General features: G+C 71.9%; 17 protein-coding genes, 3 pseudogenes and 1 riboswitch. Of the genes and pseudogenes, 11 read left to right on the top strand and 9 right to left on the bottom strand.

Features of this window, described 5'->3' with window-relative positions; genetic code table 11:
* Positions 1 to 5: 5 nt before the first annotated feature.
* Complete coding sequence (locus tag RLT59_RS08320) at positions 6 to 1,106, top strand: CobW family GTP-binding protein (RefSeq protein WP_311302824.1); 1,101 nt, start codon at positions 6 to 8, stop codon at positions 1,104 to 1,106.
* 18 nt (positions 1,107 to 1,124) lie between these two features.
* Here the strand turns inward: RLT59_RS08320 and RLT59_RS08315 are convergent, their stop codons facing one another.
* Positions 1,125 to 3,575: a DNA gyrase/topoisomerase IV subunit A gene (locus RLT59_RS08315; RefSeq protein WP_311302823.1), complete on the bottom strand. Its 2,451-nt coding sequence runs from the start codon at positions 3,573 to 3,575 to the stop codon at positions 1,125 to 1,127.
* A 303-nt stretch (positions 3,576 to 3,878) separates the two neighbouring features.
* Between RLT59_RS08315 and RLT59_RS08310 the strand changes: the two genes are divergently transcribed.
* From RLT59_RS08310 to RLT59_RS08295, 4 genes are all read left to right on the top strand, one after another.
* Positions 3,879 to 5,252: a M16 family metallopeptidase gene (locus tag RLT59_RS08310; protein ID WP_311302822.1), complete on the top strand. Its 1,374-nt coding sequence runs from the start codon at positions 3,879 to 3,881 to the stop codon at positions 5,250 to 5,252.
* A gap of 26 nt (positions 5,253 to 5,278) precedes the next feature.
* On the top strand, positions 5,279 to 6,661 hold the full coding sequence (locus RLT59_RS08305) for a M16 family metallopeptidase (protein ID WP_311307647.1): 1,383 nt from the start codon (positions 5,279 to 5,281) through the stop codon (positions 6,659 to 6,661).
* Between the two features lie 211 nt (positions 6,662 to 6,872).
* Positions 6,873 to 7,038: riboswitch (cyclic di-AMP (ydaO/yuaA leader) on the top strand.
* A 13-nt stretch (positions 7,039 to 7,051) separates the two neighbouring features.
* Positions 7,052 to 7,855, top strand: coding sequence for a M23 family metallopeptidase (locus RLT59_RS08300; protein WP_311302821.1), 804 nt, complete (start codon positions 7,052 to 7,054; stop codon positions 7,853 to 7,855).
* Positions 7,856 to 8,040: 185 nt separating this feature from the next.
* Positions 8,041 to 8,751: a GntR family transcriptional regulator gene (locus RLT59_RS08295; protein WP_311302820.1), complete on the top strand. Its 711-nt coding sequence runs from the start codon at positions 8,041 to 8,043 to the stop codon at positions 8,749 to 8,751.
* Between the two features lie 210 nt (positions 8,752 to 8,961).
* Here RLT59_RS08295 and RLT59_RS08290 read toward each other — a convergent pair whose 3' ends face one another.
* A complete protein-coding gene (locus tag RLT59_RS08290) occupies positions 8,962 to 9,243 on the bottom strand; it encodes an HPr family phosphocarrier protein (RefSeq protein WP_311302819.1) in 282 nt (93 codons plus the stop codon).
* 172 nt (positions 9,244 to 9,415) lie between these two features.
* On the opposite strand from RLT59_RS08290, the gene RLT59_RS08285 reads away from it, so the two are divergent.
* From RLT59_RS08285 to RLT59_RS08265, 5 genes are all read left to right on the top strand, one after another.
* Positions 9,416 to 12,283: a bifunctional acetate--CoA ligase family protein/GNAT family N-acetyltransferase gene (locus RLT59_RS08285; protein WP_311302818.1), complete on the top strand. Its 2,868-nt coding sequence runs from the start codon at positions 9,416 to 9,418 to the stop codon at positions 12,281 to 12,283.
* Positions 12,284 to 12,376: 93 nt separating this feature from the next.
* Complete coding sequence (locus RLT59_RS08280) at positions 12,377 to 12,973, top strand: DUF5998 family protein (protein WP_024490532.1); 597 nt, start codon at positions 12,377 to 12,379, stop codon at positions 12,971 to 12,973.
* Entirely contained in the window at positions 12,973 to 14,160 is a 1,188-nt protein-coding gene (locus RLT59_RS08275) for an alkaline phosphatase family protein (protein WP_311302817.1), read from the top strand. Before RLT59_RS08280 ends, RLT59_RS08275 begins: the two co-directional genes overlap by 1 nt.
* 50 nt (positions 14,161 to 14,210) lie before the next feature.
* Positions 14,211 to 14,861: a thymidine kinase gene (locus RLT59_RS08270; RefSeq protein WP_311302816.1), complete on the top strand. Its 651-nt coding sequence runs from the start codon at positions 14,211 to 14,213 to the stop codon at positions 14,859 to 14,861.
* A 449-nt stretch (positions 14,862 to 15,310) separates the two neighbouring features.
* Positions 15,311 to 16,141: a LamG-like jellyroll fold domain-containing protein gene (locus RLT59_RS08265; protein WP_311302815.1), complete on the top strand. Its 831-nt coding sequence runs from the start codon at positions 15,311 to 15,313 to the stop codon at positions 16,139 to 16,141.
* A gap of 93 nt (positions 16,142 to 16,234) precedes the next feature.
* Here RLT59_RS08265 and RLT59_RS08260 read toward each other — a convergent pair.
* The 7 genes and pseudogenes from RLT59_RS08260 to RLT59_RS08235 form a co-directional block, all read right to left on the bottom strand.
* Positions 16,235 to 16,949: pseudogene (locus RLT59_RS08260) on the bottom strand (DUF6390 family protein).
* Positions 16,950 to 17,011: 62 nt separating this feature from the next.
* Positions 17,012 to 18,099: pseudogene (hypE, locus tag RLT59_RS08255) on the bottom strand (hydrogenase expression/formation protein HypE).
* Between the two features lie 26 nt (positions 18,100 to 18,125).
* Positions 18,126 to 19,229 (bottom strand): hydrogenase formation protein HypD, encoded by a 1,104-nt coding sequence (gene hypD, locus RLT59_RS08250; RefSeq protein ID WP_311302814.1) that lies wholly within the window; start codon positions 19,227 to 19,229, stop codon positions 18,126 to 18,128.
* A pseudogene (locus RLT59_RS08245) lies at positions 19,226 to 19,506 on the bottom strand (HypC/HybG/HupF family hydrogenase formation chaperone). The gene hypD and the pseudogene RLT59_RS08245 overlap by 4 nt, the downstream one beginning before the upstream one ends.
* A gap of 48 nt (positions 19,507 to 19,554) precedes the next feature.
* The gene (hypF, locus tag RLT59_RS08240) at positions 19,555 to 22,659 is read right to left on the bottom strand and encodes a carbamoyltransferase HypF (RefSeq protein WP_311302813.1); all 3,105 of its coding nucleotides are present in this window, start codon (positions 22,657 to 22,659) and stop codon (positions 19,555 to 19,557) included.
* A gap of 13 nt (positions 22,660 to 22,672) precedes the next feature.
* Positions 22,673 to 22,792, bottom strand: a complete 120-nt coding sequence (locus RLT59_RS39330; protein WP_371630768.1) for a DUF6893 family small protein — start codon at positions 22,790 to 22,792, stop codon at positions 22,673 to 22,675.
* Positions 22,789 to 23,334 (bottom strand): hypothetical protein, encoded by a 546-nt coding sequence (locus RLT59_RS08235; protein WP_311302812.1) that lies wholly within the window; start codon positions 23,332 to 23,334, stop codon positions 22,789 to 22,791. The genes RLT59_RS39330 and RLT59_RS08235 overlap by 4 nt, the downstream gene beginning before the upstream one ends.
* 89 nt (positions 23,335 to 23,423) lie before the next feature.
* Here RLT59_RS08235 and RLT59_RS08230 point away from each other — a divergent pair, with 89 nt between their 5' ends.
* Positions 23,424 to 24,023, top strand: coding sequence for a hypothetical protein (locus RLT59_RS08230; protein WP_311302811.1), 600 nt, complete (start codon positions 23,424 to 23,426; stop codon positions 24,021 to 24,023).
* Positions 24,024 to 24,041 lie beyond the last annotated feature (18 nt).

The following is a 24,041-nucleotide window of genomic DNA, read 5'->3' as shown; positions in this document are numbered from 1 at the left end:
CCCCGTTGAACCCGTCGTCACCGCCCCGCAGCCGGCAGATCCCGGTCATCGTCCTCGCCGGATTCCTGGGATCCGGCAAGACGACGCTGCTCAACCACCTGCTGCGGCATCGCGCCGGAAACCGGATCGGCGTGATCGTCAACGACTTCGGGTCCATCGAGATCGACGCCATGACCGTGTCCGGGCAGGTCGGCTCGACCGTATCGCTCGGCGGCGGCTGCCTGTGCTGTGCGGTCGACGTGAGCGGGCTCGACACCTACCTGGAGACCCTGACCCGGCCCGCCGCCCGCCTCGATGTGATCGTCATCGAGGCGAGCGGCCTCGCCGAACCCCAGGAACTCGTAAGGATGCTGCTGGCCAGCGACAACCCGCACATCGTGTACGGGGGACTGGTCGAGGTGGTCGACGCGGCCGAGTTCGCCGCCACCCGGGAGCGTCACCCGGAGATCGACCGCCATCTCGCCGTCGCGGACCTCGTCGTACTGAACAAGACCGACCGGGCCGGGGAGGCTGAGCAGTCGCGTGTCCGGGAGGCCGTCGCGGCCACCGGCAGCACGGCGGCCGTCGTCCCAGCCAGCTACGGACGCGTCGACCCGGAGCTGCTCTTCGATCCCGCGCTGCGGCCCGACAGCGAGGAGAAGGCACGTCAGCTGAGCTTCGAGGACCTGTACCTGGAGGAGCGGGCGGCGGAGACCGGCGAGGAGCACGGGGACCATCTGCACGCGGCGTACGAGAGTCTCGACTTCACCTCTGACGTGCCCATGAGTCCCCGTCGGCTGATGGCCTTCCTGGACTCCCGGCCGGAAGGCCTCTACCGGATCAAGGGGTACGTCGACTTCGGCGCGGGAGACCCCGACAACGCCTACGCGCTGCACGCCGTCGGCAGGTTCCTGCGGTTCGCCCCGCAGCCCTGGACCCGTGGCGGGCCCCGGCTGACCCGGCTCGTGCTGATCGGCTCCGGCATCGACGTACCGGGTCTGCGCAAGTCGCTGGAGGGCTGTCGCGCGGCGGACGAGCCGACGCCGGACACGGAGCAGGACGCCGCACACGAGCGATCCATGTGGGGCGTCCTGCGATATGTGCGCGGGCCCGGCGACGACATGTAGCGCCACGGGCCGGGCTGGCTACACCGGGCCGGCGATCACCGCGACCGGGGACTCCAGCGGCGTCCCCGAACCGTCCCGGCGCGGGTCGGGCTCGGGCAGCGTCGCCGGTGTGCCGTTCTTCTGCGCGGCGCGAGGGGGTGTCGGGCCCGCCCAGGCGAACGTGAGCACGTCCTCGCCCTTCAGGAACCGCTGACAGCGCACCCCGCCGGTGGCCCGGCCCTTGCGCGGGTACTGGTCGAACGGGGTGAGCTTGCAGGTCAGCACGGAGTCGTCCAGCGTGCCGTGCGAACCGGCCACCGTGAACACCACGGCGTCGGAGGCCGGATCCACCGCGGCGAACGAGAGCACCTCCGCGCCCTCCGTGAGCTTCACGCCCGCCATACCGCCGGCCGGACGCCCCTGCGGGCGCACCTGCGCCGCCGGATAACGCAGCAGCTGCGCGTCCGAGGTGATGAAGACCAGGTCCTCCTCGCCGGTACGCAGCTCCACGGCCCCGACGATCCGGTCACCGTCCTTGAGAGTGATGACCTCCAGCTCGCCCTTGTTGGCCGGATAGTCGGGCACCACACGCTTGACGACGCCCTGCAGGGTGCCGATCGCCAGCCCCGGCGAGGACTCGTCGAGGGTGGTGAGGCACACGACCTCCTCGTCCGCCTCCAGAGTGAGGAACTCCGCGACCATCGCACCGCCCGAGAGGTTGGGCGCCGCGTGGGTGTCCGGCAGCTGCGGCAGATCGATCACCGCGAGCCGCATCAGCCGCCCCGTCGAGGTCACCACACCCACGTCGCCCCGTGCCGTGGCCGGTACGGACGACACGATCACATCGTGCTTGGCGCGCTTGGCGTCCTCGGCGAAGACGATCGGGTCGCCATTTGCCGTACGGGCCAGCAGACCGGTCGAGGACAGCAGCACCCGGCACGGGTCGTCCGCGACCTCCAGCGGAACCGCGGCGATCTGCGAACCGGCCGACTCCAGCAGCACCGTACGCCGGTCGGTGCCGAACTTCTTGGCGACCGCCGCCAGTTCCGCGGAGACGAGCTTGCGCAGCTCGGGGTCCGATTCGAGGATCGCGGTCAGCTCGTCGATCTCGGCGTTGAGCCGGTCCCGCTCGCTCTCCAGCTCGACCCGGTCGAACCGGGTGAGCCGGCGCAGCGGGGTGTCCAGGATGTACTGCGTCTGGACCTCGCTCAGCGAGAAGCGCTCGATGAGCCGGTCCTTGGCCTGCGCCGAATTGTCACTGGACCGGATGAGCCGGATGACCTCGTCGATGTCGATCAGCGCGACGAGGAGGCCCTCGACCAGGTGCAGCCGGTTGCGGCGCTTGGTCCGGCGGAACTCGCTGCGCCGGCGCACCACGTCGAAGCGGTGGTCGAGGTAGACCTCCAGGAGCTCCTTGAGGCCCAGGGTGAGCGGCTGTCCGTCGACCAGCGCCACGTTGTTGATGCCGAAGGACTCCTCCATCGGCGTCAGCTTGTAGAGCTGCTCCAGCACGGCCTCCGGCACGAAACCGTTCTTCACCTCGATGACCAGGCGCAGTCCGTGCGCGCGGTCGGTGAGGTCCTTGACGTCCGCGATGCCCTGGAGCTTCTTCGCCGAGACCAGGTCCTTGATCTTGGCGATTACCTTCTCGGGACCGACGCTGAAGGGCAGTTCGGTGACGACCAGACCCTTGCGGCGCGCCGTGACGTTCTCCACGGCGACGGTGGCACGGATCTTGAACGAGCCGCGCCCCTTCGCGTACGCGTCCTTGATGCCGCCGAGGCCCACGATCCGGCCACCGGTCGGCAGGTCGGGACCGGGGACGAACCGCATCAGGGTGTCCAGGTCCGCGCCCGGATGCTTGATCAGGTGGCGGGCGGCGGCGATGACCTCGCCCAGGTTGTGCGGCGGCATATTGGTCGCCATGCCGACCGCGATCCCGGTCGTGCCGTTGACCAGGAGGTTGGGGTAGGCGGCCGGCAGGACGACCGGCTCCTGCTCCTGGCCGTCGTAGTTCGACTGGAAGGCGACGGTGTCCTCGTCGATCGACTCCGTCATCAACGACGTCGCGTCGGCCATCCGGCACTCGGTGTACCGCATCGCGGCCGGCGGGTCGTCGTTGCCGAGCGAGCCGAAGTTCCCGTGGCCGTCGACCAGGGGGAGCCGCATGGAGAACGGCTGCGCCATCCGCACCAGCGCGTCGTAGATCGACGCGTCACCGTGCGGGTGCAACTTACCCATGACCTCGCCGACGACGCGGGCGCACTTCACGTAGCCGCGGTCCGGGCGCAGGCCCATCTCGTTCATCTGGTACACGATGCGGCGGTGCACCGGCTTCAAGCCGTCACGGGCGTCCGGCAGGGCCCGTGAGTAGATCACCGAATACGCGTACTCAAGGAAGGAGCCCTGCATTTCGTCGACGACGTCGATGTCGAGGATCTTCTCCTCGAAGTCGTCCGGCGGCGGGGTCTTCGTGCTGCGGCGGGCCATCGCGGCTGCGACTCCTTCACGGATTCTGTTCGGGCAACCTCAGGTTCTGACGCGGACCATTGTGGACCGCCGCACCGACAACTCCGACCTCGACCCGTCCCAAAGGCGGTTCTCGACCCGTCCCGAGGGGGGTTCTCCACCCGTCCCGAGGGGGTCGGGACCCTCCATCGCGACGGCTTCCGCGTGACTCGCGCATGACTTGCGCACGACGTGCGCGGCACGGGAACTTCGCCAGGTGTCGGTGCGCTTGCTTACAGTGGCAGGTCTCGCACCACATCCAGTATCGCGATCGAAGGGACGTACATGCCCATGGGTCACACGGCCACAGCCCAGGCCGGCTCCGGCGGCTTGACAGCGACCGAGCACCGTCTGGCCAACGGCCTGCGCGTGGTGCTCTCCGAGGACCATCTGACCCCGGTCGCCGCGGTGTGCCTCTGGTACGACGTCGGCTCGCGCCACGAGGTCAAGGGACGCACCGGTCTGGCTCACCTTTTCGAGCACCTGATGTTCCAGGGCTCCGGCCAGGTCAAGGGGAACGGCCACTTCGAGCTGGTCCAGGGCGCCGGCGGCTCGCTCAACGGCACCACCAGTTTCGAGCGGACCAACTACTTCGAGACGATGCCCACGCACCAGCTGGAGCTCGCCCTGTGGCTTGAGGCCGACCGGATGGGCTCGCTGCTCGCCGCGCTCGACGAGGAGTCCATGGAGAACCAGCGGGACGTCGTCAAGAACGAGCGCCGGCAGCGGTACGACAACGTCCCTTACGGCACCGCGTTCGAGCGGCTGACCGCTCTCGCGTACCCGGAGGGCCACCCGTACCACCACACCCCGATCGGGTCCATGGCGGACCTGGACGCGGCGACCCTCGATGACGCGCGGTCCTTCTTCCGTACGAACTACGCGCCCAACAACGCGGTGCTCTCGGTCGTCGGTGACATCGACCCCGAGCAGACGCTCGCCTGGATCGAGAAGTACTTCGGCACCATCCCGTCGCACGACGGCAAGCAGCCGCCGAGGGACGGCTCGCTGCCCGAGGTCATCGGCGGTGAGCTGCGCGAGGAGGTCCACGAGGAGGTCCCGGCGCGCGCGCTGATGGCCGCCTACCGGCTGCCGCACGACGGCACCCGGGAGTGCGACGCCGCGGATCTCGCGCTGACCGTGCTGGGCGGCGGCGAGTCGTCCCGGCTGCACAACCGCCTGGTCCGCCGCGACCGGACGGCCGTCGCGGCCGGGTTCGGGCTGCTGCGGCTGGCCGGCGCGCCCTCGCTCGGCTGGCTGGACGTCAAGACGTCCGGCGGCGTCGAGGTGGCGCAGATCGAGGCCGCGGTCGACGAGGAGCTCGCCCGGTTCGCCGAGGAGGGCCCCTCGCCCGAGGAGATGGAGCGCGCCCAGGCCCAGTTGGAGCGCGAGTGGCTGGACCGGCTCGGTACGGTCGCGGGCCGCGCCGACGAACTGTGCCGGTACGCCGTGCTGTTCGGTGACCCGCAGCTCGCCCTGAGCGCCGTGCACCGGGTTCTCGACGTCACCGCGGAGGAGGTCAGGGCGGCCGCCAGGGCCCAGCTGCGGCCCGACAACCGGGCGGTGCTGGTCTACGAGCCGGTCGAGCCCGCGGGGCCCGCAGACGAGGCGGAGACCGCCGCCGACGACACCGACGCGCACGAAGGGGCGGACAAGTGAGCGACGCTGCCGTGACTGGAGTTTCGATGGAGTACCACCCGCAGCCCGCCCCCGGGACGGCCAGGCCCTGGGCCTTCCCCGCGCCCGAGCGCGGTGCCCTGCCCAACGGCCTCACGGTGCTGCGCTGCCACCGCCCCGGCCAGCAGGTCGTCGCCGTCGAGGTCTTCCTGGAGGCCCCGCTCGACGCCGAACCCGAAGGACTGGACGGGGTGGCCACGATCATGTCGCGCGCCCTGTCGGAGGGCACCGACAAGCACAGCGCGGAGGAGTTCGCCGCCGAGCTGGAGCGGTGCGGCGCCACCCTGGACGCCCACGCCGACCACCCCGGCGTCCGGGTCTCCCTTGAGGTGCCCGCCTCCCGGCTGGCCAAGGCGCTCGGCCTGGTCGCGGAGGCCCTGCGGGCACCGGCCTTCGCGGACAGCGAGATCGAGCGGCTGGTGAACAACCGGCTCGACGAGATCCCGCACGAGCAGGCGAACCCGGCCCGGCGCGCGGCCAAGCAGCTCTCCAAGGAGCTCTTCCCGGCCACGGCCCGGATGTCGCGGCCGCGCCAGGGCACCGAGAAGACCGTCGAGCGGATCGACTCCGCGGCCGTGCGCGCCTTCTACGACGCCCACGTCCGCCCGTCCACCGCGACCGCCGTGGTCGTCGGTGACCTCACCGGCATCGACCTGGACGCCCTGCTCTCCGACACCCTGGGCGACTGGTCGGGCAACACCGCCGCGCCCCGTCCGGTCCCGCCGATCACCGCCGACGACACCGGCCGGGTGGTCATCGTGGACCGCCCCGGAGCGGTGCAGACCCAGCTGCTGATCGGCCGGATCGGCGCCGACCGGCACGACAGCGTCTGGCCGGCCCAGGTGCTCGGCACGTACTGCCTGGGCGGCACGCTGACCTCCCGGCTCGACCGGGTGCTGCGTGAGGAGAAGGGCTACACCTACGGCGTGCGCGCCTTCGCCCAGGTGCTGCGCTCCTCGGCCCGGGACTCCGCCTCGGGGGCGACCGGCGCCGCGATGCTCGCCATCAGCGGCTCGGTGGACACGGAGTCCACCGGACCGGCGCTGGAAGACCTGTGGAAGGTGCTGCGGATCCTGGCCGCGGAGGGCCTGACGGACGCCGAGCGCGAGACGGCCGTGCAGAACCTCGTGGGCGTGGCACCGCTGAAGTTCGAGACGGCCGCCTCCGTCGCGGGCACCCTCGCGGACCAGGTCGAACAGCACCTCGCGGACGACTACCAGGCGCAGCTGTACGCGCGCCTGGCGGAGACCGGCACGGTGGAGGCCACGGCGGCCGTGGTCAACGCCTTCCCGGAGGACCGGCTGGTCACGGTCCTCGTCGGGGACGCCGCACAGATCAAGGAGCCCGTCTCGGCTCTCGGCATCGGAGAGGTCTCGGTCGTCACCGGCTGAACTGCCACCGCCCCCGACAGCGGGGCGGGGGCGAGGCCCTGGCGGGTCGTCTGCCGCCAGGGCCTCCCTTTATGTCCGCTTTGGTGGAGAGGTTGCCTGTCTGCCCTGTGGGATGCGCTACAAAACCGCCTGTCCGTTTGGTGCGGGGAAGTGCCCCCGCTTAGCGTCGGCGCGGCTGTCCGTCACTCGTATGCCGCATCCGCGACGTACCGGGCAGCCATCGCCGAGTCCCCGTCAGGCGCGAGCCGGGGGAGCCGGGGACCCACGCAGTCCCTGGGGTGAATCGGATGCCCACGCCTCGACGAGGCCGGGACTCCGTAGGAGACCTTCCTGCTCCGAACCCGTCAGCTAACCCGGTAGGCGAGAAGGAAGGAAAGGACCAGCCACTTCATGGCGTTCACCCGTGCCACGGGGAAGCACCGTGCCCCGTGCCGTATGACGCGCCGCGGCGCGAAGGCGGTCGGCATCGCGACCCTGGCGACCACCGGAGTCATCGGCTCGCTGGCCTCCCCGGCGCTCGCCGCGGACACCGAGGCTCCCGCCGCCGACACCGGCCTCTCCCAGATCATCGCCATCGAGGGCGACCTGGCCGAGCGGATCGACGCCCAGGCGGACGCACAGCGGCACCAGGCCGACGCCGCCGCCGAGGCGAAGGCCAAGGCCGAAGCCGACGCGAAGAAGAAGGCCGAGGCGAAGGCCAGGAAGGCCAAGGCCGAAGCCGCCAGGGCCAAGAAGGCCCGCGAGAGCGAGGCGCGTGCCGCCCGCTCCGCCGAGCGCGCCCGGCTGGGCACCTTCCAGCTGCCCGTCGCGGGTTCCTACGTGAGCACCGGCTACAAGTCCAGCGGCTCCCTTTGGTCCTCCGGCAGCCACTCCGGCATCGACTTCCACGCCGCGTCCGGCAGCTCCGTCGTCGCCGTCGGCGCCGGTACGGTCGTCGAGGCCGGCTGGGGCGGCGCGTACGGCAACAACATCGTGCTCCGGATGACGGACGGCACGTACACCCAGTACGGCCACCTCTCCTCGATCGCCGTGTCCGTCGGCCAGAGCGTCGGCCAGGGGCAGCGGATCGGCCTCTCCGGTGCCACCGGCAACGCCACCGGACCCCACCTCCACTTCGAGGCCCGCACCACCCCGTCGTACGGCTCCGACATGGACCCGGTCGCGTATCTGCGTGCCCACGGCGTCACCGTCTGACCGACGCGAAGCATCTCACCGAAGGCCCCGGCGACGCGCCGGGGCCTTCAGCCGTACCCGCGTCCGGAACCAAAAGATATTCATGAATTTCCGCCCGGCATCGGAAATGCGTCCGCATTGCAATAGAGTCACAGGACAGGCGTCGATCGGCCGCGTTTCGCGGGGATTAAGGCGGAGGTTCGGACATGCGCATTCCGGCGCATTCGGTATGCACGGCAATCCGTGACGACATCGTCTCCGGTGTCTTCGAACGCGGCAGCCGACTCACCGAGGAAGTGCTCGCACGCCGTTACGGGGTTTCCCGCGTCCCGGTGCGTGAAGCGCTGCGCACCCTGGAGTCCGAGGGCTTCGTGGTCACCCGCAGGCATGCCGGGGCCTGCGTCGCAGAGCCCGACGAGCAGGAGGCGGCGGACCTGCTTGAGGTCCGGATGCTGCTGGAGCCGCTCGGCGCGGCCCGTGCCGCCCAGCGCCGCACAGACGCCCACCTCAAGGTGTTGCGCGGCCTCGTCAGGCTGGGCCAGGAGCGGGCCCGCCGGGGCGAGGGCGAGGATCTGCGCTCACTGGGCGGCTGGTTCCACGAGACCCTCGCCCAGGCCTCCGGAAGCCCCGGCTTGATCGCCCTGCTCACCCAGCTCCGGCACAAGATCGCCTGGATGTACGCGGTCGACCCGCCGGCCCGCCCCGCCGATTCCTGGGCCGAGTACGGGGCCATCGTGGACGCCGTGGCGCGCGGCGACGCGGAACGGGCGAGGGCGCTCGCCGCCCAGCACGCCGAGCGGGCCACCGCCGCGCACCGGCTGCGCCGCCCCGGCCGCCCCGCTGCTCCGGCCGTACCCCGGGCCGGCCGGGTGAGGACTTCGCAACATGCCGTAAACACCCAGGGCGGCCGTCGTTAACAATTACGCCGTATAAAAGAAGTAGCTATTCGCCGAAGCGTTCTGGTGCTGTCCATTCCGTTGTTCCGCTCGCCGTCCTGAATTATTTCCGGCGGCCGGACCATATGGGTCGCAATGGACGGCATTCTCGTGCGAACGCAAAAGCCGCGGCTCCCGGTCGGGGGTGCCGCGGCTCTCGCGCAGGAATTCCAGGCGGTCGTGACCGCTGGGTCAGACGGTCTCCGGGAGCTCGTCGAGCCCCTCGGCGACCAGCTTGGACAGACGGTCCAGAGCGGCGTCCGCGTTGTCGGCCTCGGACGCGAGAATGATCTCCTCGCCGCCCTGGGCGCCGAGCCCGAGCACCGCGAGCATGGACGCGGCGTTCACCGGGTTGCCGTCGGCCTTGGCGATGGTCACGGGGACGCCGGAGGCCGTGGCGGCACGGACGAAGATGGATGCGGGGCGGGCGTGCAGGCCCTCGGCCCAACCGACGTTGACGCGGCGCTCAGCCATGGTTCTGCCCTTCACGAATCAATGGTTGTCTAGACCAGTCTCTCATGCAGTGCGCGATGCTCCGGCCGACCCGCGGCCCGTCCGCGGACCGCTTCCGCCGTCGGCCGGCCACCCCCAGACTGCCCCGGCCCCGACCCCCACGCGACCGCTGGCGGAGCCGTACGCTTTGCCCATGGAGCCGTCTGTGGAGCAGAGTCCGCATCACGCCTACCCCGGCCACTGGGAGGCGGACGTGGTGCTCCGCGACGGCGGCACCGCCCGGATCAGGCCGATCACCACGGACGATGCCGAACGGCTGGTCAGCTTCTACGAGCAGGTCTCCGACGAGTCGAAGTACTACCGCTTCTTCGCCCCCTACCCCCGGCTCTCCGCCAAGGACGTCCACCGCTTCACCCATCACGACTACGTCGACCGGGTGGGACTCGCCGTCACGGTGGGCGGCGAGTTCATCGCCACCGTCCGCTACGACCGGATCGACGCCACGGGCAGGCCCGCCTCGGCCCCGGCGGACGAGGCGGAGGTCGCCTTCCTCGTCCAGGACGCGCACCAGGGCCGCGGGGTCGCCTCCACCCTCCTCGAACACATCGCGGCCGTCGCCCGCGAGCGCGGCATCCGGCGCTTCGCCGCAGAGGTGCTCCCCGCCAACAACAAGATGATCAAGGTGTTCCGGGACGCCGGATACACCCAGCAGCGCAGCTTCGAGGACGGCTCCGTCCACCTCACCCTGGACCTCGAACCGACCGCGGAGTCGCTCGCCGTCCAGCGCGCCCGCGAGCAGCGGGCGGAGGCGCGGTCCGTGCAGCGGCTGCTCGCCCCCGGCTCCGTCGCCGTCATCGGTGCGGGGCGCAACCCGGGCGGGGTCGGCCGCACCGTCCTGCGCAACCTCCTGGGCGCGGGCTTCACCGGCCGCGCCTACGCGGTGAACAGCGCCCTGGCCGCGGACCAGGACACCATCGACGGGGTGCCCGCCCACCGCTCCCTCGGCGAGATCGGCGAACCGGTCGACCTGGCCGTCGTCGCCGTCCCCGCCGAGCGGGTGCCGGAGGCCGTCGCCGACTGCGGGGAACACGGCGTCCAGGGCCTCGTCGTCCTCTCCGCCGGATACGCCGAGTGGGGCGCGGAGGGCCGCGAACGGCAGCGCGAACTGGTGCGCCAGGCCCGCTCGTACGGCATGCGCATCATCGGCCCGAACGCCTTCGGCGTCATCAACAACTCCGAGGCGGTCCGGCTGAACGCCTCACTCGCCCCGGAACGGCCCGCCTCCGGGCGCATCGGCCTGTTCACCCAGTCCGGCGCGATCGGCATCGCCCTGCTCTCCGGGCTCTACCGGCGCGGCGCGGGGCTCTCCACCTTCATCTCGGCCGGAAACCGCGCCGACATCTCCGGCAACGACTTCCTCCAGTACTGGTACGAGGACCCGGACACCGATGTCGCCCTGCTGTACCTCGAATCGCTCGGTAACCCCCGCAAGTTCACCCGGCTCGCCCGGCGCACCGCCGCGGTGAAGCCGGTGGTCGTGGTCAAGGGCGCCCGGCACAGCGGCTCCACCCCGCCGGGGCACGCCGTACCCATCAGCCGGATCCCGGACGCCACCGTCTCCGCGCTGATGCGGCAGGCGGGAGTGATCCGCGTCGACACGGTGACCGAGATGATCGACGCGGGGCTGCTCCTCGCGGACCAGCCGCTCCCGGCCGGCGGCCGCGTCGCGATCCTCGGCAACTCCGAATCCCTCGGGCTGCTCACGTACGACGCCTGCCTGGCCGAGGGGCTGCGCCCGCGTCCGCCGCGCGACCTCACCACCGCCGCCACCCCGCAGGACTTCCGGGACGCGCTGGCAGAGGCGCTGGCCGACGAGGGCTGCGACGCGGTGATCGTGACGGCCATCCCGTGGGTGGGGGAGGACGGCGAGGCGGAGCAGGGCGACGGCGAGGTGCTGGCCACCGCCCTGCACACGGCGGCCGCCGCGGGTCCGGCCAAGCCGGTGGCCGTCGTCCACGTGGAGATCGGCGGCCTCGCGGAGGCCCTGGCCGCGGCCACCAGCACGGTGGCCCAGCAGCGCCCGGCCCCGGCACGTCCGTCGGGCCCGACGGACGCCACGCCCACGCCCTCCGGCGGTACGGACGCCGCGCCCGAGGCGGCCGGACCCGGTGAAGCCCGCGCCACCGGCCGGATCCCCGCCTACCCGGCAGCCGAACGCGCCGTCCGCGCGCTCTCCGAAGCCGTGAAGTACGCCCAGTGGCGACGCCAGGCGGCGGTCCCCGGCAAGGTGCCCGAGTTCCTCGACGACACCATCGACGAGGCGGGCGCGGCAGCCCGTATCGACGCGATTCTCGGCAAGGACCCCGATCCGCGCGGCAGGCCCCTGTCGCCCGACGAGGCCCGCGAGCTGCTGGCCTGCTACGGCATCACCGTCCGGCCGACGCTGCCGGCCCCGGACGCGGAGGCGGCCGTCGCCGCCGCCGCGCGGCTCGGCTACCCGGTCGCGCTGAAGACCACCGCACCCCATCTGCGCCACCGCGCCGACCTCGGCGGCGTCCGGCTGGACCTCGCCACCGAGTCCGCCGTGCGCCGCGCCTACGGCGAACTGACGGAGCTGCTGGGCAAGCCCGTCGAGCTGCGGCCCGTGGTGCAGGCCATGGCCCCGCGCGGTGTCGACACCGTCGTACGGGCCACGATCGACCCGGCCGCGGGCGCCGTCCTCTCCTTCGGCCTGGCGGGCGCGCCGTCCGAGCTGCTCGGTGACACCGCCCACCGGCTGGTTCCGGCCACCGACCGGGACGCCGCCGAGCTGATCCGCTCGATCCGGGCCGCCCCGGTCCTCTTCGGCTGGCGCGGCTCGGCGCCCGTGGACACCGCGGCGCTGGAAGAACTGCTGCTCAGGGTCTCGCTGCTGGTCGACGACCACCCCGAGGTGGTCGCCGTGGCCCTGGAACCCGTGGTGGTCGCCACCCAGGGGCTGACGGTCCTCGGAGCGAGCGTCCGGCTCTCGCCGCCCCCGGCCCGTACCGACCTCGGGCCCCGCCGGCTCTCCAACTACTGACCCGCCGGGCCCGCGCCGTCCACGGACGCCGTTCGGCACGGGGCGGGCGGGAGGCGTCCCCGGCAGCCACCAGCCCCCCGTAGGATGGTCCGTATGGCTAAGACCGGTACGACGACCCAGGGGCTGCGCGCGGCGATCGAGCGCAGTGGCTACTACCCGGCCCTCGTGGCCGAGGCGGTGGAGGCCGCCGTGGGCGGTGAGCCGGTCGCTTCGTACCTGGTGCACCAGGAGACCACCTTCGACTCCAACGAGGTGCGCCGGCACGTCACCGTCCTGGTACTCACGGACAACCGTTTCGTCGTCAGCCACACAGACGAGCAGAACGCCGACACCAGCTCCCCGACGCCCTACGCCACCACCTCCACCGAGTCGGTCAAGCTCGACCGGATCTCCTCGGTCGTGGTGAGCCGCGTGGTGGCCAACCCGGAGAAGTACGTGCCCGGCACGCTGCCCCGCGAGGTCGTCCTGACCATCGGCTGGGGCGCGGTCTCCCGGATCGACCTGGAGCCCGCCGCCTGCGGCGACCCCAACTGCGAGGCGGACCACGGCTACACCGGCAGCTCCACCGCCGACGACCTGAGCCTGCGGGTCAGCGAGGCCGGCGACGGCCCCGACACCGTGCGCCAGACCCTCGCCTTCGCCCAGGCGCTCTCAGAGGCCACCGCCGCCACCGCCGCGGCCGACCGCTGATGGCCCAGCCGGCCTGGCAGGATCCCGTACCACTGGGCATCGACACCGCCCCCGTGCCCGAGTACGGCAGCGGCTCGCTGGCCGATCTGCTGCCCACGCTCGTCGCGGGTCAGGGGGTGGCGGGTTTCACGCCCGCGATCGCGGAGCTCACGCCCGCCGACCGCAACTGCGTCTTCCTGATCGACGGCCTCGGCTGGGAGCAGATCCGGTCCCATCCCGACGAGGCGCCCTTCCTGTACTCGCTGCTGCCCACCTCGCGCGGCGGTACGGGCCGCCCGATCACGGCCGGCTTCCCGGCGACCACCGCGACCTCGCTGGCCTCGGTCGGGACCGGGATGCCCCCGGGCGAGCACGGCCTCACCGGGTACACCGTGCGCAATCCGGCGACCGGCGCGCTGATGAACCAGCTGCGCTGGCGCCCCTGGTCGGAGCCGAAGGTCTGGCAGCCGCACCCCACCGTCTTCACCCTCGCCGACGCGGCCGGAGTGCGTACCGCCCAGGTCTCCGCGCCCGCTTTCGAGCAGACCCCGCTCACCAAGGTGGCGCTCAGCGGCGGCTCGTTCCTCGGCCGGCTGACCGGCGAGGACCGGATGGACGTCGCGGCCGAACGTCTGGCCGCCGGTGACCGCTCGCTCGTCTACACCTACTACAGCGAGGTCGACGGCATGGGTCACCGCTTCGGCGTCGACTCCGACGCCTGGCGCGGCCAGTTGATGCACGTCGACGGACTGGCCAGGCGGCTGGCGGAGCAGCTACCGCCGCGCTCGGCGCTGTACATCACCGCCGACCACGGCATGATCGACATCCCGTTCGACGAGCAGTCCAGGATCGACTTCGACGAGGACTGGGAGCTGCGGGCGGGCGTCGCGCTGCTCGGCGGCGAGGGCCGCGCCCGCCATGTGTACGCCGTCCCCGGCGCGGAGGCCGATGTGCTGGCCGTCTGGCGCGAGGTGCTCGGCGAGCAGTTCTGGGTGGCGAGCCGGGACGAGGCCGTCGCGGCGGGCTGGTTCGGCCCCCGTGTCGACGAGCGCGTCCTCGGCCGGATCGGTGACGTGGTCGCGGCGGCCCACGACGACGTGGTGATCACCGCTACCGACAACGAGCCCCACGAGTCCGCGATGGTGGGCATGCACGGCTCGATGACCCCCGTCGAGCAGTTCGTCCCGCTCCTCGAAGTACGCTCGTAGCCCAGGCCCCGTACCCCTCCCCGCCCGTCCCGAAAGGTGCTCGACCCCTCATGCCCGAGCTGGTTTTCTTCTCCGGAACCATGGACTGCGGGAAGAGCACCCTCGCACTCCAGATCGGGCACAACCGGTCGGCGCGGGGCCTCCAGGGCGTGATCTTCACCCGGGACGACCGGGCGGGGGAGGGCAAACTCTCCTCCCGGCTGGGCCTGGTGACGGACGCGGTCGAGGCGGACGAGGGGATGGACCTGTACGCGTACGTGGTGGCCAGGCTCTCCAAGGGCGCCAGGGTCGACTACGCGATCGTGGACGAGGCGCAGTTCCTGGCCCCGGAGCAGATCGATCAACTGGCCCGCGTTGTGGACGACCTGGAGATGGACGTCTTCGCCTTCGGGATCACCACGGACTTCCGTACGAAGCTGTTCCCCGGTTCGCAGCGGCTGGTCGAGCTGGCGGACCGGGTCGAGCAGCTCCAGGTCGAGGCCCTGTGCTGGTGCGGGGCCCGTGCGACGCACAACGCCCGGACGATAGAGGGCGAGATGGTCGTCGAGGGCGCTCAGGTCGTGGTCGGTGATGTGAACCGCCAGGCGGGCGAGGTCGGTTACGAGGTCCTCTGCCGCCGCCACCACTCGCGCCGGGTGACCGCCGCGTCCGCTCGGGCGGGTGCGCTCTCGCCCGATGTCCTGCCGGTGTCGCCTGCCTGACACCGGGTCCGCCATCGATGGAGGCGAATGGTCGAAAACCGGCTGCCCGCATCTCCCGTCAGACCGAACTCCTGTTCTAAGGTCGGGGTTGTGCGGGGGGTGGCCGGGCCGGTGCCGGGACGGCTGTTGTGTGTCGGGGAGAGCTCTGCCCACCCTCATCACACACTGGGAGGGACCTTGCACGTCGGACTCGCGGCTCGCACCGCTCTGGTCGCCGCACTGCTGTCGGCGGCCGTCACCGCGACACCCTCGGCGTCGGCCGCCGACAATCACCTGACGCCCCGGGCATCGGCCGACAAACAGTCCTCGGTCGCGACGGAGACCCCGCCGGTGGCCGCCTGGCGGCTCGACGACCCCAACCGCTCCCAGCGGGCCGCCGCGTGGGCGGGGCCCTGTAGGGGGCTGCCGGCCCCGGCGTCCGGTTCGGGGACCAGGGGCCCGACGGCAATATGCCCGGCGCCGCGTACTTCGACGGGGGCGACTTCAGCTACGTGAACACGGACGGCATCGCCGTGGACACCACCCACGCCTTCACCGCGGGGGTCTGGGTGCTCCCCGGGGAGACCGGCCGTGACATGACCGCCATCACCCAGTCCGGCATCAGCGGCACGGCCAACTCCTCCCTCGGCACGACCACCGACGCCGCCGGGAATCCCGTCTGGAGCTTCGAGCTGCCCTCGGCCGACGGCGAGAGCCGGGCGGTCACCGGCGGCACCCTGCAGGCGGGCGAGTGGGCCTACCTCGCCGGGGTCTACGATCCCGCCACCGGCACCGCGCGGCTCTACGTGGACGGCGACGGCGACTATCTCGAAAGCGATATCCCGCCGCTCGACACCGGGAAGAGCTGGGCCGTCTCCGCGAAGGTCCGGCTGCACGGCACCCCCGGCCGTGACATGGCCGTGCTCGCGCAGAACGGCTGGCAGGCGGACGCCTTCACCCTCCGTTACCGCGCGGCCGACCGGACCTGGCAGGCCGTCCTCGCCCACGCCGACGAGCCGGACGCCGCCACCACGGAGATCAGCGGGCCCGCGACGGGCGGCACTCAGACCCTGCTGCTTCAGTACGACGCGAAGGCCGGCCAGGTTCAGCTCTGGATCGACGGCACCCTCGCCTCCAGCGCCCCGTACGCGGAGGCCGATGCCTGGGAGACCGTGAGGTTCCTCCAGGCCGGGCGGGACTCGGCCGCCGACGGGGCCGGGGCCCACTACCTATACGGCGACATCGACGACGTGCGCACCTGGGCCGGAGCGCTCTCCGAGGGGGAGATCAACTCGCTCTGACCGAAGCAGAAGCAGAAGCAGAAGCAGAAGCAGAAGCAGAAGCAGAAGCAGAAGCAGAAGCAGAAGCCGGAGTTCGGAGGCAGGGCGCCGGGCCTACGGAACGAGCAGGCCCAGCCCGCACCGCGTGCGCGCCTCGAACGACTCGATGCGCAGGGCCTGTTCATCGGTGAGCACATCGCACACCCAGTCCCAGTGCAGCGCCACCCGGTCACCGGGGCGGACGCCGTCGATCAGCGTCCGCCCGCCGGCCGCGAGGCGCACTGTCTCCACCTGCCAGTTCCCGGCAGCGGTTCCGGTCCCGTCCCAGACCAGCGGACGGGACCGGACGGTCGCCACCTCTGTGCCGCCCGTGAGCACCACGCCCGTCCGGACGCGGCACCGGTCCAGTACGGACAACGCGGTCGGATTCCCGTCCGGCCGCAGCATCCGCGCCCACGGATACACCTCGCACCTGGAAGCTGTGGTGGGCCAGGGCCCGTCCCGCCGCCTCCCGCCAGGTGCCGCCCAGCTGGCCGCGGAACCGGTCGGTCAGCCGCTCCACCAGGGCAGCCGGATCGGCCAGCTCCAGCAGCTCGTTGCCGATCCAGTAGGCCTCGACCACCCGCACGTCGAGCGGGTCCGGGATCCCGGCCGTCTCCGCGAGGAACTGCAGATAGCACCAGGCCCCCTCGAACTGCCGGGCCCGCCGCTCGGTACCGGCGGTCTCCCCCCGGCGCAGCAGCGCCGCCGCGTCGGCGGGGCCGCAGTAGCCGAGCTCGTTGGGCGGGTAGGCGTATCGCGCGAACAACAGCGCGCCCTCAGCACTCACTCAGCAGATCCTCGCCCGTCGCAACGCACTCAGCAGATCCTCGGCAGTCGTTCGCCACGCACTCAGCAGATCCTCGGCAACTGTTCACCGATCGGCAGACCGATCACCCGGCTCCCGCCCAGCCCCGTCCGCGCGACCACCATCCCCGCGTGATCCGGTACGCAGCTGCCGATCGCGCATGCGGACCGGCCCAGCGGGTGGGCCGCATCGCGGCCAGCACCCGGTCCGCGTCCTCGGCCGGGACGATGGCGATCAGCTTGCCCTCGTTGGCCACCTGGAGCGGGTCGAGCCCGAGCAGGCTGCACGCGTCCCGCACCGTGGGCGGCACCGGCAGCAGCCGCTCGACCAGCTCGATGCCCACTTCGGAGGCGCGGGCGATCTCGTTCAGCGAGGCGGAGACACCCCCGCGCGTCGGGTCCCGCAGCACATGGACATCGCTGCCGGTGGCGAGCATGGCGGCGACCAGCCCGTGCAGCGCGGCGGTGTCGCTCTCGACGGTCGTGCCGAACTCCAGCCCTTCGCGGCAGCTCATCACCGCCACCCCGTGCACCCCGGTGTCGCCGCTGACGAGCACGGCGTCGTCGGGCCTGGCCCGGCGCGGGTTGATGTCGACACCGGCCGGCACCACACCGATGCCCGAGGTGTTGAGATAGACGCCGTCACCGCTGGCGCGCTCCACGACCTTGGTGTCACCGGTGACCAGGCGTACGCCGGTGTCCTCCGCCGCCCGGCCCACGGCCTGCGCGATCCGGCCGAGGACGCTCAGCTCCGTGCCCTCCGCGAGGATGAAGGCGGTCGACAGGAACAGCGGCGTCGCACCCGACATCGCCAGGTCGTTCACCGTCCCGTTCACCGCCAGGTCACCGATAGACCCGCCGGGGAAGAACATCGGCTTCACCACGTACGAGTCCGTCGAGAAGGCGAGCCGGGTGGCGCCGACCGCCAGGACGGCCGAGTCACCGAGATCGGCGGCCGCCGCCGCCCCGTACGCGGGCAGGAACAGATGCTCGATCAGCTCGCCGGACATCGCGCCGCCACTCCCGTGGCCCATCACGACGTTCGGGACGTCCCGCAGCGGTACGGGGCAGGACCACCCCTCGAAGTCCAGCCCGGCCCGGACCGGCGGCGCGCCGGGTGTACCGCTCACCATCGCGGTCAGGTCCTGCATCGCGTCAGTCACTTCGCATCGACCAGTTCCAGGCGGCGGTGGGTGTAGTACGCGGCGCAGGCGCCCTCCGAGGACACCATGGTCGCGCCGAGCGGGTTGCGCGGCGTGCACTCCTTGCCGAACGCCTCGCACAGGTGCGGCTTGATGAGGCCCTGGAGGACCTCACCGGAGCGGCAGAGCGGCGACTCGGCCGTCCGGATGCCCGTCACGTCGAACCGCTGCTCCGCGTCGAATTCGCGGTACTTCTCGGAGAGCCGCCAGCCGCTGCGGGGGATCGCCCCGATGCCGCGCCAGGTCCGGTCCGTCACCTCGAAGACGTCCGTGAGCATCTTCATGGCGGGCGCGTTGCCCTCGGCGCGCACGGCCCTGGGGTAGGCGTTCTCCACTTCGTGGCGGCCCGCTTCGAGCTGGAGGACGGTCCGGCGTACGCCTTCGAGGATGTCCGGGGGCTCGAAGCCGGTGACCACGATCGGCACCTTGTACTTCTCTGCCAGCGGCGGGTATTCGGCCGTCCCCATCACACTGCACACATGACCGGCGGCGAGGAAGGCCTGCACCCGGCAGGTCTGGGACTCCATGATCGCGGCGATCGCGGGCGGCACCAGGACGTGGGACACCAGCAGCGAGAAGTTCCGCACCCCGAGCTGCTTGGCCTGGTACACCGTCATGGCGTTGGCGGGGGCGGTGGTCTCGAACCCGATCCCGAAGAAGACGACCTCACGGTCCGGGTTCTCGCGGGCCAGCTTCAGCGCGTCGAGGGGGGAGTACACCACCCGTACGTCGCCGCCGGCCCTCTTGACGGAGAACAGGTCCTGGCTGCTGCCGGGCACCCGCAGCATGTCGCCGAACGAGCAGAAGATGACGCCGGGGCGGGCGGCGATCGCCAGCGCGCGGTCGATGGTCTCCAGCGGGGTGACGCATACGGGGCACCCAGGACCGTGGATCATCTCCACGCCCTCGGGCAGGAGCTGGTCGATCCCGTGCCGGATGATCGAGTGGGTCTGGCCGCCGCAGACCTCCATCATCGCCCACTCGCGCGTGGTGGCCGCGTGGATCTCGTCGATCAGCTTCTTCGCGAGATCGGGGTCGCTGAACTCTTCGAGGTACTTCACCGGCCGGCTCCTTCGGGTGACGTGCGCTGCTGCGCGGCGAGTTCGAAGCCGTCCCCGAACTCCTCGGCGAGGATGCCCAGGCGTTCGAAGTTGGCCAGGGTGTCCTGTGCGGAGGCCTCGTCGAGGCGCTGGATGGCGAATCCGACGTGCACGATGACGTATTCACCGACGGTCACATCGGGGATGTACTGGAGGCACACCTCCTTGCGCACCCCGCCATCACGGTGCCGTCGACTTCCGCGGTACTGAGGACGCGCCCTGGAACAGCCAGACACATCGTTCCTCTTCTCTGTGGATCCCTTGGGGTACGGGAGGTGCGAGGCGGTCAGCCCGCCGCGGCGATCATCAGCTGGCCCAGTGCGATCCCGCCGTCGTCCGGCGGCAGCAGCCTCGGCCGCAGAACGGTGAAACCCCGCTCCGTCAGGCTCTGTTGTGCCGCTTCGAGCAGTACGGCGTTCTGGAAGACACCGCCGCCCAGAGCCACGGTGCCGAGACCGGTGTCCCTGCGGCAGAGCTCCGCGAGCTCGGTGATCAGTGCGGCGACCGAGGCGTGGAAGCGCGCGGCGATCAGCCCGGTGGGGACACCCGCCCGTACGTCGGACACCACGGCCCGCACCACCGGGCCGGGATCCGCGATGGCGGGCTCCTCGCCCGCCCCGGGCCGGATCGCGAAGCGGTAGCCGCCCTCGGCCGCGGGGAGTCCCTGACCGCCGCGCGCCGCCCCCTCCAGCTCCATGGCGGCCTCCGCCTCGTAAGCCACCTCGTGGCGGAGACCGGCCAGCGAGGCGACGGCGTCGAAGAGCCGGCCCATGCCCGAGGTGGGCACACAGCCGAAGCCGGTGGCGAACTGATGCGCCAGCACCTCGCGTTCGGCGTCCGGGCACGCGGCGACCGAGGGCAGATCCGGATCCCAGGGGACACCGGCCGCGTACAGGTGGGCGAGAGCCATCCGGTACGGGCGCAGCACACTGGCGTCGCCCCCGGCCAGTGGTACGTATCCCAGGTGGGCGGCCCTGCGGAAGGACGCGTAGTCCGCCACCAGGACCTCGCCGCCCCAGGCCGCCCCGTCGTCGCCGTGGCCGGTGCCGTCGAAGGCGATGCCGATCACGCGCTCGCCCGCGCCCAGACCGTGCTCGGCCATCACGGAGGCGATGTGCGCGTGGTGGTGCTGGACCGTGCGCACCGGCCGCCCGGCCGCGTGCGTGCGGGCCCATCCGGCGCAGTGGTGGCCGGGGTGGCGGTCGGCCACCAGCCGCTCGGGCGCCACCCCGGTGAGATCCTCCAGGTGCTTCTCGGTCCTGGTCAGCGCCTCCACCGTGGACAGGTCGTCCATGTCACCGATGTGCTGGCTCAGCCAGGCGTAACGGCCCTCGCCCAGCGCGCAGGTGTTCTTGAGGTCGGCGCCCACGGCGAGCGTCGGCTCCACGTCGAAGGGCAGCGCGATCGGCAGCGGGGCGTATCCGCGCGACCGGCGGACCGGCAGCTCTGCACCGGCCACCCAGCGGCTGACCGAGTCGTCGCACGGCACCTGGATGCGCCGGTCGCGCCGCAGCCAGCCGTCGACCAACGGGGCCAGCGAGGTCAGCGCTTCCGCGTCGTCCGTGACGATCGGCTCGCCCGACAGGTTGGCCGACGTCATCACCAGCGCGTCCGGGCCCGGCCCGTCGTCACCGATGCCGAGAAGCAGCACATGCAGCGGGGTGTACGGAAGCAGCAGCCCGAGGTCGGGGCTCCCGGGCGCCACGGCGGCCGACACACCGGACCCGGCTCCGTCCCGGCGGGGAAGCCGGGGGAGCAGGATGATGGGTCGGCGGCCACCGGTCAGGAGCTCCTCGTCCCCGGCCGTCACGGTCACCAGCTCCCGCGCCACGTCGAGCCCGGCCACCATGACCGCGAACGGCTTGCCGCCGCGCCGTTTGCGCCGGCGCAGCTCGGACACGGCCGCGTCGTCCCGCGCGTCGCACACCAGGTGGTAGCCGCCGAGCCCCTTGACCGCGATGATCCCGCCGTCGGCGAGCAGCTCCCGCGCGGCCCGCAGCGCGTCCTCGTCGCGGCAGCGGGACCCCCCGTCGCCGCCGACCAGTTCGAGCCGGGGTCCGCAGTCGGGGCACGCGATCGGCTGGGCGTGGAAGCGCCGGTCGCCCGGGTCCTCGTACTCCGCCCGGCAGGCCGCGCACATCTCGAAGTCCGCCATCGTGGTGGCGGCCCGGTCGTACGGGAGGCCGGTGACGATGGTGAACCGGGGGCCGCAGTGCGTACAGGTGATGAAGGGGTGGCGGTAGCGCCGGTTCGCCGGATCGGCCAGCTCGTCGAGGCAGTCCCGGCAGGTCGCGGTGTCCCGCGAGACGAGCGTCCGGGACCGGCCGCCGCCCCCGCCGGACTCCTCGATGGTGAATCCCGTACCGCCCCGGGCCGGTTGTTCGCTGGTGCGCACGTCCACGACGACCGCGAGCGGCGGGGCGTCGCTGCGGAGCCGGCGGCCGAACTCCGCCACCGCGTCCGCGTCGCCCTCGACCTCGGCGAGCACCCCGTCGCCGGTGTTCGTCACGGTGCCCGTGAGCATCAGCTCGGACGCGGTGACGTAGACGAAGGGCCGGAAGCCGACCCCCTGCACGACTCCGCACACCTCGAACCTGCGCCGGACCCGCTCCGCCCGGCTCCGCCCCATCATCTCCAGACCCGACAGGGCCTCGCGGGCCTTCGCCCGGTCGATCAGCTCGACGGCGAAGCCCATGTGAAGAAGCACCCAGTCGTCGCAGCCGGGTGCCTCGTCCAGCATGCCGATGTTGACGCGGCGCCTGGCGCCCTCCACATCGACCAGAGCCAGCTGGCCCGCATACCCGTCGACGATCTCCACGACGCGGCCAAGAATGGCCAGGCACATGATCAGGATCTCCGGGGTTCGGCGCCTTTCACGGACGCGGTCGGTACGGGCGGCCGGTCCGGCACGAGCTGCCGGACCAGGGTGTGCACGGTCTGGACGGCCTCGGGCAGCGCGTTCTCGACGGCCTCGCTGAGCCCGATACCCTCCTCGACTCCGGCGGGTGTGCAGCCGACGAGGTAAAGTGAGCGGAAGAGTACCGCCCAATTGATCCAGGTTTGCAAGGACAGCGAACGGATTCATGCCATGGGCGTCGAATGCACCCGTACCGAGGTTCTCCGCGCCGATACGCAGCACGGTCAGCTCCCCGGGCGCGCCGCCACCCGGGTACGCGTCGACCAGCACCAGCGCGTTGTACCCGTCCAGCACGTCGTACGCGAGGTGCATGCCTCGGATGCCGTAGTCCACCACCCGTACCTCCGGCGGCACTCCGCCGTCACGGGACAGCCGGCGGACCGCCTCGGGGCCGAAGCCGTCGTCGCCGAGGAACAGATTGCCGATGCCGGCCACCAGTACCCGTGTGGCCGTGCCCGGTTCGCTCGTCGTCATCGGGGCCGGCGGCTCACATCGACCGGATGCGCAGATACCGGCGGACGTCGGGGATCGACTTGATGCCGACGCCCACGGCGACCAGTGCCACGGCCGCCGCCAGGCCCGCGGTGATGATGCCCAGGGTCTTCATGCTCGGTTCTCCTCTCGGTGCCGCGCCGTCTCCTCGACGGTCAGCGGTGTCAGCTCGTCGGGTGCGAAGTAGAAGTAGCGGCCGTACCAGTCGTGCAGGTCGGCGGCCGGGTCGTCGACGAGGACCAGGGCGACGTGCGTGCCGCCGTCCACGTCGGAGAGCACCGCGGTCACCCGGGCCACCTGGCCGGCGAAGAACAGGTCCCGCGCGTCGGCCCGCCGGGACGGATGGACGCGGACCAGGCTGTCCTTGGCCACCCGGACCCCGTCGATCACCACCGCGTCGCTCCCCGGCCGCACCGAGGCATCGGCCGCCGGGTCCCACCACGGGGCGCCGGACGTGTCGAAGGCGGCAGGCTCCACGTCCCGTCCGCCGACGGCGGGCCCGGGGTGCGCGGCGGGCCGCGGCAGGTGCGGGTCGCGCAGCAGCCCGTGCAGCTCCTGGAGTCCGGCGGGCGACATGCCGTCGCACCGGTCGATGATCTCCCGGGCCCGCGGATCGGTGGCCCGCGCCTCGGCCTTCTCCGCCTCCGTCATGGTCATCACCCGGAGGGTCAGGATCTCGTCGATCTCGGTCGAGTCGAACAGGGCGCCGGGGGCTCTGCTCGGCGACCTCCGGGTGGTCGTACAGGATGATCGGCGCGCCGAGCAGGATGTCCGTGGTCCCCTTCGGACCGGCGAGCACCGGCCAGCATCTGTTCTGCCGGCAGCGTCCCGCCGCGTCCGCCGCCGTGGCGGGCGGTTCGAGCAGGGAGACGAACTCCGCGTCGTGCGCCCGCAGCAGCAGATGCGCGCCGATCAGCGAGGCCCGGATCGCGGCGTCCTTGGTGGCCGCCGGTTCCGGATGCTCGTTGCGCACCGCCACCGAGAGGCGGGTGTACCCCTCGTCCACGACGCTGTCCGTACGGATACCCACCGTCAGCGGCAGCCGCCGCCGCACGATCCGGCCCACCACCACGCCCTCCGCGTCGGTGAGCGGCTCGCTGTCCTCACCGCCGGGGACCTCGTGGACGGTGTCCACCGGCTCGCCCAGCGGCAGCGCGGCCAGCACGACTTCCCGCTCGACCGCCTCGTCCCAGGACAGCACCTCCACCCCGTCGACGGTCAGCCGGTCGACGGGTTCCTCCGCCCCGTCCGCGTCCAGGGCCCGCACCTCGCGGACCTGGAGCTGGAGGAAGCGCAGGTGCACGGTGACCGAGGCCGGCCCGTCGTGCGGTGCCATCAGGACCTGAGTCTCCATCCCCGGCTGC

The sequence above is a fragment of the Streptomyces sp. ITFR-6 genome (assembly GCF_031844725.1).
GTDB lineage: Bacteria > Actinomycetota > Actinomycetes > Streptomycetales > Streptomycetaceae > Streptomyces.
Note: the sequence above shows the minus strand (reverse complement) of the source record. Positions and strands in the feature narration are given on the sequence as shown.

Coding starts and splice junctions, on each gene's coding strand:
- RLT59_RS08285 (WP_311302818.1), top strand. CDS start 9,416: ATGGAGCCGTCTGTGGAGCAGAGTCCGCATCACGCCTACCCCGGCCAC.
- RLT59_RS08235 (WP_311302812.1), bottom strand. CDS start 23,334: ATGACCATGACGGAGGCGGAGAAGGCCGAGGCGCGGGCCACCGATCCG.
- RLT59_RS08295 (WP_311302820.1), top strand. CDS start 8,041: ATGCGCATTCCGGCGCATTCGGTATGCACGGCAATCCGTGACGACATC.
- RLT59_RS08265 (WP_311302815.1), top strand. CDS start 15,311: ATGCCCGGCGCCGCGTACTTCGACGGGGGCGACTTCAGCTACGTGAAC.
- RLT59_RS08305 (WP_311307647.1), top strand. CDS start 5,279: ATGGAGTACCACCCGCAGCCCGCCCCCGGGACGGCCAGGCCCTGGGCC.
- RLT59_RS08230 (WP_311302811.1), top strand. CDS start 23,424: ATGATCGGCGCGCCGAGCAGGATGTCCGTGGTCCCCTTCGGACCGGCG.
- RLT59_RS08300 (WP_311302821.1), top strand. CDS start 7,052: ATGGCGTTCACCCGTGCCACGGGGAAGCACCGTGCCCCGTGCCGTATG.
- RLT59_RS08275 (WP_311302817.1), top strand. CDS start 12,973: ATGGCCCAGCCGGCCTGGCAGGATCCCGTACCACTGGGCATCGACACC.
- RLT59_RS39330 (WP_371630768.1), bottom strand. CDS start 22,792: ATGAAGACCCTGGGCATCATCACCGCGGGCCTGGCGGCGGCCGTGGCA.
- RLT59_RS08290 (WP_311302819.1), bottom strand. CDS start 9,243: ATGGCTGAGCGCCGCGTCAACGTCGGTTGGGCCGAGGGCCTGCACGCC.
- RLT59_RS08280 (WP_024490532.1), top strand. CDS start 12,377: ATGGCTAAGACCGGTACGACGACCCAGGGGCTGCGCGCGGCGATCGAG.
- RLT59_RS08310 (WP_311302822.1), top strand. CDS start 3,879: ATGCCCATGGGTCACACGGCCACAGCCCAGGCCGGCTCCGGCGGCTTG.
- RLT59_RS08270 (WP_311302816.1), top strand. CDS start 14,211: ATGCCCGAGCTGGTTTTCTTCTCCGGAACCATGGACTGCGGGAAGAGC.
- RLT59_RS08315 (WP_311302823.1), bottom strand. CDS start 3,575: ATGGCCCGCCGCAGCACGAAGACCCCGCCGCCGGACGACTTCGAGGAG.
- hypF (WP_311302813.1), bottom strand. CDS start 22,659: ATGACGACGAGCGAACCGGGCACGGCCACACGGGTACTGGTGGCCGGC.